This is a genomic window from Propionicimonas sp. T2.31MG-18 (assembly GCF_964266745.1).
Lineage (GTDB): Bacteria > Actinomycetota > Actinomycetes > Propionibacteriales > Propionibacteriaceae > Propionicimonas.
The window spans coordinates 1-15,235 of record NZ_CAXWGX010000012.1; the positions used below are offsets into that span (position 1 = coordinate 1).

Here is a 15,235-nt window from a genome sequence, read left to right on the forward strand (position 1 = left end):
CCCAACCCACCCAACCCACCCCACCACCCGTTCCTGCTGCCGAGTGCAACTCCCGCTACCGGAATTCCGGTAGCGGGAGTTGCACTCGGCAGCGACCGCGGGGTGGGGTGCGGTGGGGGTGGGGAGCCGCAGGGGGAGTGGGGAGGTGGGTGGGGTGGGACGGGGGTTTGCGAGGGAGGGCCCGGGAGGGGCTCGCGCGGCCTAGGATGCGGCCGTGAGGCTGCTCGGACGCCCGAAGGGCGCCGCCCCCGCAAGAAGGGCTCTGGCCAGCCGGCCCGTCCTGGGCTGGCTGCTGGCGGTCGTCGCGCTGGCCCTCATCGGCGCCCTCGGCTACATGGTGCTGGAGGGCTGGACGTTCCTCGACGGGCTCTACATGGCGGTCACCACGATGACCACGGTGGGCTTCCGCGAGGTGCACGAGCTCGACCTGGCCGGCCGGGTGTGGACCATGCTCATGGCGTTGTCTGCGATCGGCGTCATCTTCGGGACGGTGGGCGTCGTCGCGGAGAACGTGATCACCGACGTCGCGAGCGGCAGGAGGAAGGCGAAGCGGATGAGCCGGATGATCGACGGGCTCCGGGGCCACTGGGTGGTCTGCGGCTACGGCCGGGTGGGCTCCATGGTGGCCAGCGACCTGCTGGCGGACGGGCACCAGGTGGTGGTCATCGACGTCCGCGAGGACTCGCTGCAGCGGGCGGAAGCCGCCGGCTACCTCGTGGTGCACGGTGACGGGGCCACCGAGGAGGTCCTGCGCCAGGCAGGGGTCGAGCGCGCCAGGGGACTGGTGGCGGCGATCGACTCCGACGCACAGAACGTCTACGTCACCCTGACGGCCCGATCACTGAACCCCGGGCTGTTCATCGTCGGACGGGCCGGTGCGGAGACGGTGATCTCGAAGCTCATCCAGGCCGGTGCCGACCGTGCGGTCTCTCCCTACACGATGGCCGGACGCCGGATCGTGAACCTGGCGCTGCGTCCCGGCGTGATCGAGTTCATCGACGCGGCCCTGACCCGCGCCGAGGTCGCCTTCAGCATGGAGGAGGTGGCCGCGGAGCCCGGCGGCCGCCTGGCCGGGCGCACGATCGGCGAGCTGCGTGCCGAGGGCATCCTCACCCTGGCCGTGCTGCACGCGCCGGGGGAGTACGAGCCCACCCCGCCGGACGGACGCCTGGTGCAGCCGGGCGAGCACCTGATCGTCTCGGGCGCCACCGAGGTGCTGGACCAGTTCGCGGCCGGCGACGGCTTCGCCGGGTCCCGGTCGTGGCAGGCGCAGGCCTGACGGCGGCTGCTCAGACGCCCAGCTCGCGCCGCAGCTTCGCCACGTGGCCGGTCGCGCGAACGTTGTACTGCGCCATGTCGATGCGTCCCTCGCCGTCGTCGTCGACGTCGACGATGAAGGTGGAGCGGATGACGCCCTCCACCTTCTTGCCGTAGAGCGTCTTCTCCCCGAAGGCCCCGTACGCGCTGAGGACATCGCGCTGCGGGTCGGCGAGGAGCGGGAACCGGAGGTTGTCCCGCGCGGCGAACCGGGCGAGCTTCTCCGCGCTGTCCGGCGAGATGCCGACGACGTGGTAGCCGGCGGCGGAGAGGTCGCCCATCGCCGCGTCGAAGTCCATCGCCTCGAGGGAGCAGCCCGGCGTCATGGCGGCGGGGAAGAAGTAGACGATGACCCGTCCGCCGGCGTAGTCGGAGAGGGAGACAGCGCCGTCGGACGCGGTCGGGAGGGTGAAGGCGGGCGCGGGATCGCCCGGCTGCAGCTGGCTCATGCCGACACCCTAGCGAGCGGGCTGGCATAGGCTGGTGCGGACCCGACACGCCGTCCGCTGGGAGGACACATGACACAGGCAACCCGCACGCGCGAGGAGATCGAGGCCGAGCTCGACGCGGCCCGCCAGCGCCTCGCGGCCAGCGTCGAGGGCCTGATCAACCAGGTGCACCCGAAGGCGATCGTCGCCAACACCGTCGCCGACGCCCGGCAGTTCGCCCAGGGCACCTTCGAGCAGGCACGCTCCCAGGTCGTGGACGAACGGGGGAACCTGCGCACCGAGCGGGTCGCCCTGCTGGCCGCCGCCGTCGGCGGCGCGGTGACGTTCGCACTGATCGTCCGGTCGATCCTTCGCGGTCGCTGACCGACCCCTTCCCCCGGGTCTCCGGGCCGGCACGCCACGCCCCGGCGACCGGGCTCTCCGACCCTGCCGAGGCATGGGTGCACCGGGTCCGAGAGCGCTCTGATCACGGCTTGTTTTCGACTCAGGTCACTCGTTTTACCTTCTTCGACGCGCCAATTTTGAATCGATAAACCCCAACTGAATCCATTCAGATCCCACAACATCGCGGTGGGGTGGTTGGAGTTCCATAACAATCCGGGAAAGGCCCTGCCCACAGGCGGCCCGTCGTGCCTAGAGTGCTCTCAGGGTTGCCAACGTGGGCGCCCAGATTCTTCAGAAGCGAGGACTGAATGTCACAAGCACGAATCGCACGCGGGCTGGTTGTCGCCGCGTCGGCGACTGCGCTCCTTACGCTCGCCGCCTGCAGCGGTGGCACCCCGGCCCCGTCCGGCAGCGCCAGCTCTGCAGCGACGGACGAGAAGTGCGCCGCGTTCAAGGACTACGGCGACCTGACCGGCAAGACCGTCACGATCTTCACCTCGATCGCCAGCGACTCGGAGGCGAAGCCGCACATCGACTCCTACAAGCCGTTCGAAGAGTGCACCGGCGCCACGATCAAGTACGAGGGCTCGCGTGACTTCGAGGCCCAGCTCCCCGTCCGCATCAAGGCCGGCAACGCTCCCGATGTCGCCTACATCCCGCAGCCGGGCCTCCTGCAGACCCTCGTGCGCGACAACGCGGGCAAGGTCATCGAGGCCGGCGACCTGGCCGTGAAGAACGTCGAGACCTACTACGACCCGGCCTGGAAGGGCTACGGCTCCGTCGACGGCAAGTTCTACGCCGTGCCGGTGGGCGCCAACGTGAAGTCCTTCGTGTGGTACTCCCCGAAGATGTTCGCCGACAAGGGCTACACCATCCCCACCACGTGGGACGAGATGATCGCCCTGTCCGACAAGATCGTCGCGGACAACCCCAGCGGTGACGTCAAGCCGTGGTGCGCGGGCATCGAGTCCGGCGGCGCGACCGGCTGGCCGGCCACCGACTGGATCGAGGACATCATGCTCCGCGTGAACGGTCCCGAGGTCTACGACCAGTGGGTCGACCACTCCATCGCCTTCAACGACGCGAAGGTCGTCGCGGCGATCGACAAGGCCGGCACTATCCTGCGCAACGACAAGTACGTCAACGGCGGACTGGGCGGCGTGAAGACCATCGCTACCACCTCCTTCACCGAGGCCGGCCTGCCGATCCTCGACGGCGCCTGCTACATGCACCGCCAGGCGTCCTTCTACCAGGCCAACTGGGGCGAGGGCGTGAAGGTCGGCGAGGACGGCGACGTCTGGGCCTTCTACCTGCCGAGCATCAACGCCGACCAGAAGCCGGTCCTCGGCGGTGGCGAGTTCGCAGCGATCTTCGCCGATCGTCCCGAGGTCAAGGCCTTCCAGGCGTACCTGGCCAGCCCCGAGTGGAGCAACGCGAAGGCTGACGCCACCCCCAACGGTGGCTGGCTGTCCGCCAACAAGAAGCTCGACATCAACAAGCTGGTGCAGCCGGTCGACAAGCTGTCCTACCAGATCCTCTCCGACCCGAAGGCCGTGTTCCGCTTCGACGGTTCCGACCTCATGCCGTCCGCTGTCGGCGCCGGGTCGTTCTGGAAGCAGATGACCGACTGGATCGCCCTGGGCAAGAGCAGCCAGGACGTGGCCGACGCCATCGAGAAGTCCTGGCCGGCCAAGTAATCCGGCCATAGGCTGACATCGAGGGGTCCGGGCTCGTCGCCGAGCCCGGACCCTCCGCTCTCCGCTCGAGAGGAAAGGCAACGATGCTTTGGTTACTCAAGCCGGAGACATTGCCCGAGAAATTCGCGGTGATGATCCTGGCCATCCTGCTCTTCGCCCTGGTGATGGGCCTGGTCCTCGCCGTGGTGGACCGTCCCAAGCTGCCGAAGTGGGTCCCGGTCGCCGGCTATCTCGGCCCCGCCGTGCTGCTGATCACGTTCGGCCTGCTGTGGCCCGGCATGCTGACGATCAAGAACTCGTTCTTCAGCCGAACCGGTGCCGATTTCGTCGGACTGGAGAACTACGTCCGCATCTTCACTGACGAGACCTTCGTCACGGTCATCATCAACACCCTGCTGTGGGTGGCCTTCGTGCCGACGATCGCCACCGCCCTCGGCCTGGTCTACGCGGTGCTGGTCGACCGCACCCGGGTCGAGAAGTTTGCCAAGACGCTGATCTTCCTGCCGATGGCGATCTCGATGGTGGGCGCCTCGATCATCTGGAAGTTCGTCTACGAGTACAAGCCCGCCTCGCAGCCGCAGATCGGCCTGATGAACCAGGTCATGGTGTGGCTGGGGCTGGAGCCCCAGCAGTGGCTGCTGAACCCGCCGCTGAACACCTTCATGCTGATCATGGTGATGATCTGGATCCAGGCAGGCTTTGCGATGACCGTGCTGTCCGCGGCGATCAAGGCCATCCCGGACGAGATCATCGAGGCCGCCAAGGTCGACGGCGTCACCGGGATGAAGCTGTTCTGGTGGGTCACCGTGCCGAGCGTCCGCCCGGCCATCGTCGTGGTGCTGACCACGATCGCGATGGGCACCCTGAAGGCCTTCGATGTCGTGTACACGATGACCGGCGGCAACTTCAACACCTCGATCATCGCGAACGAGTTCTACATCCAGAGCTTCAACCAGGGGCAGCCGCAGATCGGTGCGGCGCTCGCCGTCATCCTGTTCGTGATGATCGCGCCGATCATCATCTACAACGTCCGTCAGATGCGGATCTCGGAGGGGGAGCGATGAGCCTCGACACCCGCGTGGAGACCCCGCGCAAGCTGACCCGCAAGGAGCAGCGTGCCGTCGACGCCAAGACCCGGCTGAGCTCGCCCGCCGCCTCGATCATCGCGGTGCTGATCGCGATCTTCTGGACGGTCCCCACCGCAGGCCTGCTGATCACGTCCTTCCGCCCGGCGGCGGACGTGCGGCGGACAGGCTGGTGGACGGTGTTCGCCGATCCCGAGTTCACCACGAAGAACTACGTCGACGTCCTGGGTACCAGCAACGTCGCCGACTCGTTCTTCAACTCCTTCATCATCACGATCCCGGCGGTGCTGATCCCGATCATGCTCGCGCTGCTCGCGGCGTACGCCTTCGCCTGGATCGACTTCCGGGGGCGCAACGCGCTGTTCGCGTTCGTGTTCGCGCTGCAGGTGGTGCCCATCCAGGTCACCCTGATCCCGCTGCTCAGCCAGTACGTGCAGTGGGGCCTGGACGGCACGTTCTGGACGGTGTGGCTGTCGCACACCATCTTCGGACTGCCGCTGGCGATCTTCCTTCTGCACAACTTCATGAAGGAGATCCCGCGCTCGCTCATCGAGGCGGCACGGGTGGACGGCGCCGGCCACGTGCGGGTGTTCTTCCAGGTGCTGCTGCCCCTGCTGGTGCCGGCGATCGCGTCGTTCGCGATCTTCCAGTTCCTCTGGGTGTGGAACGACCTGCTCGTCGCGCTGGTGTTCGCCGGTCCCGAGTACTCGCCGATCACCCGGGTGATCGCGACGCTGTCGGGCAGCTTCGGCAGCCGGTGGTACCTGCTGGCGGCAGGTGCGTTCGTGTCGATGGTCGTGCCGATGGTCGTGTTCCTCTCGCTCCAGCGCTACTTCGTCCGCGGCCTGCTGGCCGGTGGCGTGAAGGGCTGAGCGTCCGGCACAGTGCCGTACCCAGGGGCCCCGCGGAGGCGGGGCCCCTGGTGCTTTCCGGTGCCCGCCCCGCCGTTCGGCCTAGGCTGGGTCCGGACACGGCGCAGGGAGGGCACACGGTGGGGATGACGGCAGGACGACGCCTGCTGGCCTTCTGCGCGCTCGCCGCCCTGGTCGCGAGCGGCTGCACGACACCCGAACCCCCCACCCCGAGCCCGGTGGCCGACGCCGGCTGGAGCGAGCGGGGCCCGGTGAGCCTCGCCGTCGGCAGCGGGGAGGGGGAACGCTTCGCCCGGGTCGTCGCGGACTGGAACGAGGCCCACCCCGACGAGCCCGTGACCGTCGTGGAGCTGCCCACCCGCGACGGGCAGCGGGCTGCCGACCAGGCCGCGCGGGCGCAGGCCGGCAGCGGTGAGTACACCGTCGAGCTGCTGGAGCCGGCGGCGACCGCGGAGTTCGCGGCCAACGGCTGGCTGGCCACGCTTCCCGCCGCGGCGTTCCCGACCGACGGGCTGGCCCCCGCTGCGGTCGCCTCCGCCACCCACGAGGGACAGCTGGCCGCCTACCCCGTCCTGCTCGATGCGGGCGTCCTGTACTACCGCACCGACCTGCTGGACCGCCTCGACGCACCCCCGCCGACAACCTGGACGCAGCTGCGCGCGGCGTGCAGCCGGCTCATGGCACGCGGACCGGCCCGCTGGTGCTACGCCGGGCAGCTCGGGCCGCACCCGGACCTCACCAGCAACCTCGCCGAGGCGATCTGGTCGGGCGGGGGGTCGCTGGTGACCGCGGACGGGACGCCGTCGGTGAACACGCCCGCGGCGGCCGCAGGCCTGTCCTGGCTCGCAGCGGACGTGTCGTCCGGGGCGACGCCGGAGGCGGCGCTGACCTGGTCGGGCGACGGTGCCCGTCGTGCCTTCGCCTCCGGCTCGCTGGTGTTCCTCCGCGACTGGTGGAGCGCGGGCGCTTCGATCGAGGCCGGGGCCTCCGCGGTTGTCGGGACGGGCAGCGCACCGCTGCCGGGACGCGACGGCGAGGGGGTGGCCGTCCTCGGCGGACGGAACCTCGGCATCTCCGCCCAGGCGCGGAACAAGGGCACCGCCGGGGAGTTCGTCCGGTACCTTGCGTCCCCGCCGGTCCAGCGCGAACTCGTCCTGGAAGGGGCCGGCGGGCCGGTGCTGACCGAGCTCGCCACGGATGCGGCCCTGCTGAAGGAGGTGCCGCGGCTCAAGACGCTGAACGCGGTGCTCGCCACGGCCCGCCCGCTGCCGGTGACCACGAAGTACCGCCAGTTCACCAAGGACGTGCAGGAGACCTGCCTGCCCGCCCTCAGGGGGGAGCGGGCACCGGCCGACGCGCTCGCCGACCTCGAGGAGCGGATGGGCCGCACCTTCGGCTGATCAGGCTCCCGCCGCGCCGGGAGGCACCGGTCGTCCACCCCCGGACGCAGCGATCCCCGGCGGTTACCCGCCGGGGACCTGTTGTGCGCCGCCAGGGACTCGAACCCCGAACCCGCTAGTTAAGAGCCAGCTGCTCTGCCAGTTGAGCTAGCGGCGCGCAGGCAGAGACTCTACCCCACGCGCGCGGCAAGAACGAAATCGGGCGCCCCGCCCGGACCGGCGCACTGTCAGCGGCCCGTGCCATGATGTCGGCTCCACCAGGAGGGAGCCGCCGATGGACCACACCCGCAGCTTCTACGGCGTGCTCGTGAACACCCTGATCGCCAACGTGACGACGAGCTTCCTGTGGTTCGCGCTCACGTTCTGGGTGTACCTCGAGACGCGGTCCGTGGTCGCGACCGCGACCATCGGCGGCGCGTACATGCTCATGGTCGCGGTGGTCGGCGTGCCGTTCGGCACCTGGGTCGACCGGTGGCGCAAGAAGCGGGTGATGGTGGTCGCCACCACCGTCACGGCGGTCGCCTACACCGCGGCCTTCGCGTTCTTCCTGCTCGTGCCCACCCGCTCGCTGCTCGAGATCGGGAGCCTCGCGTTCTGGGGCTTCGTCCTGCTGATCCTTCTCGGCGCGATCGTCGAGAGCGCCCGAGGGATCGCGCTGTCGACCTGCGTGACGCTGCTCGTCCCCGAGGGGCGCCGGGCGAACATGAACGGCATGGTCGGCATGGTCAACGGCCTGGGCTTCGCGATCACGTCCGTGTTCTCCGGGCTCGCCGTCGGCCGGCTGGGCATGACGTGGACGATGGCCATCGCCGTGGCCTTCACGGTGGTGTCGCTGCTCCACCTGCTCACGGTGTCGATCCCCGAGCCCGAGATCGTCCACGCCGAGGGCGCGCCGCACGCCGTGGACTTCCCCGGTGCGTTCCGGGCGGTGCTCGCCGTCCCCGGCCTGATGGGCCTGGTGCTCTTCGCCACCTTCAACAACCTGCTCGGCGGGGTCTTCATGGCGCTGATGGACCCCTACGGCCTGAACCTGGTCTCCGTGGAGGTCTGGGGACTGCTGTGGGGCGTGCTCAGCTTCGGGTTCATGATCGGCGCGGCGTGGGTGGCGAGGATGGGCCTGGGTACCCGTCCGTTGCGTGCCCTGCTGCTGGCCAACGTGGTGATGTGGACGGTGTCGATCCTGTTCACCATCCGCGAGAACATCTGGCTGACCGCCGTCGGCATCCTGGCCTACATGGCGCTGATCCCCGTGGCGGAGGCGGCCGAGCAGACCGTGCTGCAGAAGGTCGTGCCGTACGAGAAGCAGGGACGCGTGTTCGGCCTCGCCCAGACCGTGGAGGTGGCCGCCGCCCCGGTGAGTGCCTTCATCATCGGGCCGGTCGCCCAGTACGGGCTCATCCCCTACGCCAACTCCGAGCAGGGCCGGGAGACGCTCGGGCCGCTGCTGGGGGAGGGCAACGCCCGCGGGATCGCCCTCGTCTTCGTGCTGGCGGGCGTCCTGGGGCTGGCCCTCACCGGTGGGGCCTTCCTCACCCGCTCCTACCGGCTGCTCAGCCGCCGCTACTCCCGGATCGAGCCGGAGGCGGCACCGGCGGCCTGAGCGACGCGCGCCGCCCCTAAGGTGGGGCGCGGAGGACACGATGCGCAGCGCGACCCGCACCCTGGGGGCGATCGCCGGTGCCGTCCTGCTCACCGGCTGCTCGCTCTTCGCCCGCCCGCTGCTGCCCGTCGTCCCCGTCGAGGGGTCCGCCTTCGCCCCGGTGCTGCCGGCGGCGTCCGCCTCGGTGGGTCGGGTGCTCGGCACCTCCTGCGCGGGCCGTCCGCTGTCCGGCTCCGGCTTCGTGGTCGGCGAGCGCCTGGTGCTCACCGCGGCGCACGTGGTCGCCGGGGCGCACCAGGTCAGCCTGCGCCTGTCCGGCCGGGCACCGGTGCTCGCGGACGTCGTCGGCCTCGACGCGGCCCGCGACACCGCGCTGCTGCGCACCGCCGCGGTCCTGCCCGTCGCGCCGCTCGTCCTCGCCGGCCCGGCCGTCGCGGCTCCGGGAACCGAAGTCGCGACGCTGGGACTCCCGCTCGGCGAGTCGGAACCGGGCGTCGCGCTGACCCGGATCACCTCGGTCACCGACCGGGCCGTCGTGAACGACCACCCGTTGCGCGACCTGGTCACGGTCGACACGACGCTGGCGCCCGGCAGCAGCGGCGGTCCGGCGATCGCCCCGGACGGGCGGGTCCTCGGCATGGTGGTCGCGACCATCGGTGGGCGAGGCGGCCGGGACAGTGCCGCCACCGTGACGCTCGCGATCGACACGGCATCGCTGGCGCAGAGCGTGGCGCAGTGGAGTTCGCAGGCCCCGCTTCCTGTGGCGCCCTGCGACGGGGACCGCCCGGCTCCCGGCCCGGGGCCGGCCATCGTGCTCGCCGACGGTGCGGTGCCGGAGCCAGCCCACAGCCTGTGGCTCTACGGCGAGAGCGTCAGCAGCGGCCGGCTCGGGGCGGCCTGGGGCCTGCTCACGCCTGCGGCCCAGGCCCGTGAGGGTGGACGGGAGCGCTGGGCGGCGGCGAACAGTGCCGTGGCATGGCAGCGGCTGGAGGTCGCGTCCTCGCTCCGGGACGGCGACACCGCCACCGTGCGGGCACGCCTGCGCAGTGCCGGGCCCGGAGCCTGCGCGGAGGCGGAAGCCGCCTATCGCCTCGCGCTGGTCGGGGGAGTCTGGTTGCTCGAGTCGACCTCGCCGACCGGGACGCCGACGCCCTGCGGCTGACCCGGCTCAGAACGTGCGGTGCAGGGGGCGGCCGGCCACCCACGTGGCCGCGACCGGCATCGCGCGCAGCGCCCGGGCCACTTCCGCCGGGGCGCCGGGGGCGAGCGGGTCGGCGTCCAGCAGGACGAGGTCGGCTGGCGCCCCGGGCGCGACCTCGTCCCGGCCGCCCGTGCTCGCGCGCAGCGCTTCGGCCGGCCGCAGTGCCTGTGCGGGGAACCAGGGCGGGTCGTCGGGGTCGCCGCGGTGCACGGCCGCGGCCACTGCCAGCCACGGGTCCAGTGGTGCCACCGGCGCGTCGGAGCCCATCAGGAGCTCCACGCCGGCGTCGGCCAGGTCGCGCAGCGGGAAGCTGCGCCGGGCGCGGTCGGGTCCCCACACGGACGCGGTCACGTGGCGGTCGTCGAGCAGGTGGGCGGGCTGGACGCTCGCGGCGAGCCCCAGCGTTGCCATCCGTCCCGGTGCCCCGGCGGGCAGCAGCTGGGCGTGCTCGATGGTGCCCTCGGCGCCGGTGGTGGCGAAGGCGTCGAGCGCCGCCGCGGCCGCGGCGTCGCCGATGGCGTGCAGCGCCACGGTGAGGCCGTGCGCGCGTGCCCGCCCCAACAGGTCGCGGAGGTCGGCGGGGGAGACGTTCTGCACGCCGTGGCCGCCCGTGGGATAGGGGTCGGCGCATGCGGCCGTGCGGGTGTTCAGCGACCCGTCGCTGATGATCTTCAGCGAGCCCATCGTGACCATCGGCACGCCCTCCACCGTGGCGAGGGCGTCGCCGGTGCGGACGCCACCGGCGATCGCCGCGTCCAGGTCGCGGGGATAGGTCGAGGTGCGGACGCGGACCCCGACGCCGACAGTGGCGTACCGTCGTGGCCAGGCGGCGAACCCGGGCTCGAACTCGTAGTCGACGACGCCCACGATCCCTCGCGCCGCCGCGGCGCGCAGCGCGTCCGTGTACGCCCCCGGCCCGACGAGCTCGTCCTCCGCGGCCAGGATCGCGGGGAGGGCGTCGAACCATTCGGCCTCCACCACGGGGCTGTCGCGCCACGGCAGGCCGAAGCGGCCCAGCGCCGCCGAGTTCAGCCAGCCGCCGTGGGCGTCGCCGCTCACCAGCACGACCGGCAGGGGACCGGTGGCCTCGTCCAGCGCGCTCACGGTGGGTGGTTCGGCCCAGGTGGCCGGACGGTGGCCGACGCCGACCAGCACGGTCGCGGCGACCGGGGACGCCGCGACGGCCCCGCGGACCCTGTTCAGCGCCTCGGCGGCACTCGCCGTGCCGGCGAGGTCGAGCCGCGTCCGGCGCCGCGCCCACTGCCCGAGGTGGACGTGCGCGTCCCACAGGCCCGGCAGCAGCCAGCGTCCCGCGGCGTCCACCAGCTCCTCGCCGGGCTCGCGCCGCAGGTGCGCGCCGACGGCGACGACGCGCCCGCCACGAGTCCGGACGGAAACGGGCGCGCCCGGCCCCGTCGCGCCGAGGCGGACGGGCCGGGCGTTGGCGAGCAGCACCGCCGGGATCAGTCGAGCACGTCGTCCACGCGGGTGTACGGCAGCCCGAAGGCGTCCGCGACAGCGGGGTAGGTGATCTGCCCGGCGTGGGTGTTCAGGCCGAGCGCCAGCGGGTGGTTCTCCTTCAGCGCCCGCTTCCAGCCCTTGTCCGCGAGCTGGAGCACGTAGGACAGCGTGGCGTTGGTGAGGGCCCAGGTGGAGGTGTTCGGCACCGCGCCGGGCATGTTCGCGACGCAGTAGAAGACCGAGTCGTGGACCATGAAGGTCGGGTCGGAGTGCGTGGTCGGACGGGAGTCCTCGAAGCAGCCGCCCTGGTCGATCGCCACGTCCACGAGCACCGAGCCGGGCTTCATCTGAGCGACCATCTCGTTGGTGACGAGCTTGGGGGCCTTCGCGCCGGGGATCAGCACGGTTCCGATCACCATGTCGGCGGCCAGCACCTGCTCGCGGATCGCCAGCCGGGAGGACACGATGCCGTGCACCCGGTTCTCGTAGCGCCAGAAGGTCGTGCGCAGCTTGTCGAGGTCGGTGTCGAGGATCGTCACGTCCGCGCCCATGCCGAGGGCGACGTTCGCCGCGTTCTGGCCGGCCGTGCCGCCGCCGAGCACGACCACCTTGGCGTTGGCGACGCCGCCGACGCACCCCATCAGCACACCCCGCCCGCCCTGGGCCTTCATCATCGCGTGGGCGCCGACCTGGGGCGCCAGGCAGCCGGCGACCTCGGACATCGGGTAGAGCAGGGGCAGCAGGCCGGACGGCAGCTGCACGGTCTCGTACGCGATGGCCGTCGTGCCCGCGCCGAGCAGCGCGTCGGTGCCCGCGCGGTCCGCGGCGAGGTGGAGGTAGGTGAACAGGAGCAGGTCCTCCCGCAAGTGCCCGAACTCGGCGGCGACCGGTTCCTTCACCTTCAGCACCATCTCGCCGGCGGCCCAGGTCTCCTCGGCGGTCGGCAGGATGGTGGCGCCCTGCGCCACGTACTCGGCGTCGGAGATGGACGACCCGAGCCCTGCTCCGGCCTGGACGAACACCTCGTGGCCGTGGGCGACCAGTTCGGCGACCCCCACCGGCGTGATGGCGACGCGGTACTCGTGGTTCTTGATCTCGGACGGGACGGCGACGCGCATTGGCGATCCCTTTCTGCGCACAGGCGCGGCCCTCCTCGGCCGCGGACGGCACAAGTCTCCTACACCGGGGCCCCCGGCGTGGCGTGGCGCACGCGCGTGGATGGACGCCGTGGCGCGGCCGGACCTCCGCGGGTAATAGACTGTCCACGAACGTGCTCCGGGGTCGGTGTAATTCCGAACCGGCGGTGACAGTCCGCGACCCGGCCCCGCTTGCGGGACCGGTTGACCTGGTGGAACTCCAGGACCGACGGTGAAAGTCCGGATGGGAGGCAGCACGCGGTCGCCGCGCGGTTTCCGCGCGCGGTGGCCCGTTCGCGCATCCCGCCTGCCCCGGTGAACGCTGGATCGGTTACCGGGTCGGAGGTCGGATGAGGCGCGAGGTGCTCGCTCCCGTGCTGCTGGGCGTCGTGCTGCTCTGCGGCTGGGCCGCGCTCGCCGGCGGGGGATCCCTGTTGCTGCCCACGCCGGGCGCCGTCGCCGCCAGCCTCGCGTCCAACCTCTCCGACCCCGCCTACTGGGGCTACGTCTGGCTCACCCTCGTCGAGGCGTTCGGCGGTGCGCTGCTCGGCACAGCCGTCGCGCTGCCCCTGGCCGTGCTCATCCACCGCTCCCGCTGGGCGGCCGCGGCGGTGAACCCGTTCCTCGGCGCCACCCAGGCCATCCCCGCGATCGCCCTCGCCCCCCTGCTGGTGCTGTGGCTGGGTTTCGGACTGGTGCCCGTGGTGGTGCTCTGCGCGCTGATCGTCTTCTTCCCGATCCTGATCTCCGCTGTGGTCGGCCTTCGCCACGTGGACGGTGACGTCGTCGACGCCGGTCGCATCGACGGCGCCTCCAGCGCGCGGCTCCTGCTCCACGTCGAGCTTCCGATGGCACTGCCCTCGATCCTCGGCGGCGTCCGCAACGGCGTCACGCTCGCCGTCACCGGCGCGATCGTCGGCGAGATGGTGATGGGTGGTGTCGGCCTGGGCACGGTGCTCACCGTCCAGCGGCAGTCCTCCGACACCGCCGGCATGTTCGCCACGATCCTCGTGCTGGCCGTCATCGCCTCGGCCGCCTACGCCCTGATCCACCTCTGGGAGCGCAACTCCCGCATCATCGAATCCCTGCAGAGAACCCGAGAGGCCAGCTGACATGAGACGACGACACTTCCTCGCGGGCGCTGCGGCCGCGGCCCTGCTGCTGGCCGGGTGCGCCCAGCCCGCGCCCGTGGCGAGCTCCCCGTCCGGAACGCCGGAGCTGCCGGCCCCGGTGATCGGGCTCACCTACATCCCCAACGTGCAGTTCAGCCCCTTCTACGTCGCCGAGGCGGACGGGGACTTCGCCGCTGCCGGCGTGCGGCCGACCCTGCGCCACCACGGCACGTCGGAGGGACTGTTCACCGCGATCGCCGCGGGGCAGGAGGACTTCGTGGTCGCCGGGGGTGACGAGCTGCTCCAGGCGCGCGGTGAGGGCGTGGACCTGGTGGCCGTCGCCGCCTACTACCGCAGCTACCCGGTGCAGGTCATCGTGCCCGACGGTTCGCCGATCACGACCCTCGCCGATCTCAAGGGCCACTCCATCGGCATCCCCGGCCGGTACGGCGAGAACTGGTTCGGCCTCCAGGTGGCGCTCCGCTCTGCGGGGCTGGCCGAGTCCGACGTCCAGGTGCAGGAGATCGGCTACACCCAGCAGGCGGCCCTCTCCACCGGCAAGGTGGACGCGATCGTCGGCTTCAGCAACAACGAGGCGGTGCAGTTCGCGCTGGCCGGCTTCGCCACCCGCAGCCTCGCCATCGCCCCCGGGCAGGTGCCCCTCGTCGGCATCTGCGTGGCCACCACCCGCGCCTACGCCGAGGCCCACCCCGACGTCGTGAAGGCGGTCGTCGCCGGCACCCTCGCCGGGATCCGCACGGCCGTCACCGACCAGGCCCACGCGCTGGAGGTGTCGGCGACCTACGTCCCGGGCCTGTCCGCCGCCTCGGCGCAGGAGTCCGCGAAGGCCACCCTCGCGGCCACCGCGCCCCTGTGGACCGGCGGGGGCAGCGTGGACGGCACCCTCGACGCCGCCCAGTGGACGGCGATGGCCGACTTCATGGCGGCACAGGGGCTCACCAAGGGCCGAGTCGACCCGACACCCGCCTTCTCGAACGCGTACCTGGGCTAGAACGGGCGCGGCGGCCGATACCCTCTGGACATCGTTGGGAGAATGACCCTCGACGAAGGAGGCTGATGAGCGAGCACCGGGTACCGGGATGGGACGAGTACTTCCTCACCATCGCGAGCGCCGTCGCCGGCCGCGCGAAGTGCACCCGCCGCAAGGTGGGGGCCGTCCTTGTGCTCGACCGCAGGATCATCGCCACCGGCTACAACGGTGCCGCCCCTGGGCGTCCCGACTGCCTGGAGGGGGCGTGCCCGCGCGGGCAGCTCGGCTACGACGAGGTCCCCGGACTGGGCGACTACGACCGGCCCGGGACCCCGGGCTTCTGCATCGCCATCCACGCAGAGGTGAACGCGCTGCTGTTCTCCACCCGTGACACCAAGGGCGCCACGGCCTACATCACCGACCCGCCCTGCCCCGGGTGCCGGAAGGCGCTCGCCGCCGCGGGCATCGTCCGGGCCGTCTGGCCGGACGGGGAGCACGACGCCGACGGACTGGTGGACTGGAGCCGGTAG

The 15,235-nt window shown here is 71.5% G+C and carries 14 protein-coding genes, 1 tRNA gene and 1 riboswitch; of the genes, 11 read left to right on the plus strand and 4 right to left on the minus strand.

All coding sequences use genetic code 11. The features are described from left to right. The first annotated feature begins 214 nt into the window (after positions 1-214). Positions 215-1,279, plus strand: a complete 1,065-nt coding sequence (locus ACFQQJ_RS04860; protein WP_377104688.1) for a potassium channel family protein — start codon at positions 215-217, stop codon at positions 1,277-1,279. Between the two features lie 10 nt (positions 1,280-1,289). Here the strand turns inward: ACFQQJ_RS04860 and ACFQQJ_RS04865 are convergent, their stop codons facing one another. Beyond that, complete coding sequence (locus ACFQQJ_RS04865) at positions 1,290-1,766, minus strand: peroxiredoxin (protein ID WP_377104690.1); 477 nt, start codon at positions 1,764-1,766, stop codon at positions 1,290-1,292. A 69-nt stretch (positions 1,767-1,835) separates the two neighbouring features. Between ACFQQJ_RS04865 and ACFQQJ_RS04870 the strand changes: the two genes are divergently transcribed. From ACFQQJ_RS04870 to ACFQQJ_RS04890, 5 genes are all read left to right on the plus strand, one after another. After that, entirely contained in the window at positions 1,836-2,129 is a 294-nt protein-coding gene (locus ACFQQJ_RS04870; RefSeq protein ID WP_377104692.1) for a DUF3618 domain-containing protein, read from the plus strand. Between the two features lie 329 nt (positions 2,130-2,458). Further along, on the plus strand, positions 2,459-3,847 hold the full coding sequence (locus tag ACFQQJ_RS04875) for an ABC transporter substrate-binding protein (RefSeq protein WP_377104694.1): 1,389 nt from the start codon (positions 2,459-2,461) through the stop codon (positions 3,845-3,847). 83 nt (positions 3,848-3,930) lie between these two features. Next, positions 3,931-4,911: a carbohydrate ABC transporter permease gene (locus ACFQQJ_RS04880; protein ID WP_377104696.1), complete on the plus strand. Its 981-nt coding sequence runs from the start codon at positions 3,931-3,933 to the stop codon at positions 4,909-4,911. Beyond that, positions 4,908-5,804, plus strand: a complete 897-nt coding sequence (locus tag ACFQQJ_RS04885) for a carbohydrate ABC transporter permease (RefSeq protein ID WP_377104698.1) — start codon at positions 4,908-4,910, stop codon at positions 5,802-5,804. Before ACFQQJ_RS04880 ends, ACFQQJ_RS04885 begins: the two co-directional genes overlap by 4 nt. Positions 5,805-5,929: 125 nt before the next feature. Then, positions 5,930-7,204 (plus strand): extracellular solute-binding protein, encoded by a 1,275-nt coding sequence (locus ACFQQJ_RS04890; protein ID WP_377105465.1) that lies wholly within the window; start codon positions 5,930-5,932, stop codon positions 7,202-7,204. A gap of 84 nt (positions 7,205-7,288) precedes the next feature. Here the strand turns inward: ACFQQJ_RS04890 and ACFQQJ_RS04895 are convergent. Beyond that, a tRNA-Lys gene (locus tag ACFQQJ_RS04895) sits at positions 7,289-7,361 on the minus strand. 117 nt (positions 7,362-7,478) lie between these two features. Between ACFQQJ_RS04895 and ACFQQJ_RS04900 the strand changes: the two genes are divergently transcribed. Further along, complete coding sequence (locus ACFQQJ_RS04900; RefSeq protein ID WP_377104700.1) at positions 7,479-8,804, plus strand: MFS transporter; 1,326 nt, start codon at positions 7,479-7,481, stop codon at positions 8,802-8,804. A 40-nt stretch (positions 8,805-8,844) separates the two neighbouring features. Continuing rightward, on the plus strand, positions 8,845-9,966 hold the full coding sequence (locus tag ACFQQJ_RS04905; protein WP_377104702.1) for a trypsin-like peptidase domain-containing protein: 1,122 nt from the start codon (positions 8,845-8,847) through the stop codon (positions 9,964-9,966). A gap of 6 nt (positions 9,967-9,972) precedes the next feature. On the opposite strand, the gene ACFQQJ_RS04910 is transcribed toward ACFQQJ_RS04905, so the two are convergent. Beyond that, positions 9,973-11,460 (minus strand): amidohydrolase, encoded by a 1,488-nt coding sequence (locus ACFQQJ_RS04910; protein ID WP_377104704.1) that lies wholly within the window; start codon positions 11,458-11,460, stop codon positions 9,973-9,975. A gap of 8 nt (positions 11,461-11,468) precedes the next feature. Next, the gene (gene ald, locus ACFQQJ_RS04915; RefSeq protein WP_377104706.1) at positions 11,469-12,584 is read right to left on the minus strand and encodes an alanine dehydrogenase; all 1,116 of its coding nucleotides are present in this window, start codon (positions 12,582-12,584) and stop codon (positions 11,469-11,471) included. 148 nt (positions 12,585-12,732) lie between these two features. After that, a riboswitch (FMN riboswitch) is annotated at positions 12,733-12,864 on the plus strand. A gap of 88 nt (positions 12,865-12,952) precedes the next feature. Between ald and ACFQQJ_RS04920 the strand changes: the two genes are divergently transcribed. The 3 genes from ACFQQJ_RS04920 to ACFQQJ_RS04930 all read left to right on the plus strand — a co-directional run bounded on the left by ACFQQJ_RS04920 (position 12,953) and on the right by ACFQQJ_RS04930 (position 15,235). Next, the gene (locus tag ACFQQJ_RS04920; protein WP_377104708.1) at positions 12,953-13,714 is read left to right on the plus strand and encodes an ABC transporter permease; all 762 of its coding nucleotides are present in this window, start codon (positions 12,953-12,955) and stop codon (positions 13,712-13,714) included. A 1-nt stretch (position 13,715) separates the two neighbouring features. Further along, the gene (locus tag ACFQQJ_RS04925) at positions 13,716-14,726 is read left to right on the plus strand and encodes an ABC transporter substrate-binding protein (protein ID WP_377104710.1); all 1,011 of its coding nucleotides are present in this window, start codon (positions 13,716-13,718) and stop codon (positions 14,724-14,726) included. Positions 14,727-14,791: 65 nt separating this feature from the next. Continuing rightward, the gene (locus tag ACFQQJ_RS04930) at positions 14,792-15,235 is read left to right on the plus strand and encodes a deoxycytidylate deaminase (RefSeq protein ID WP_377104711.1); all 444 of its coding nucleotides are present in this window, start codon (positions 14,792-14,794) and stop codon (positions 15,233-15,235) included.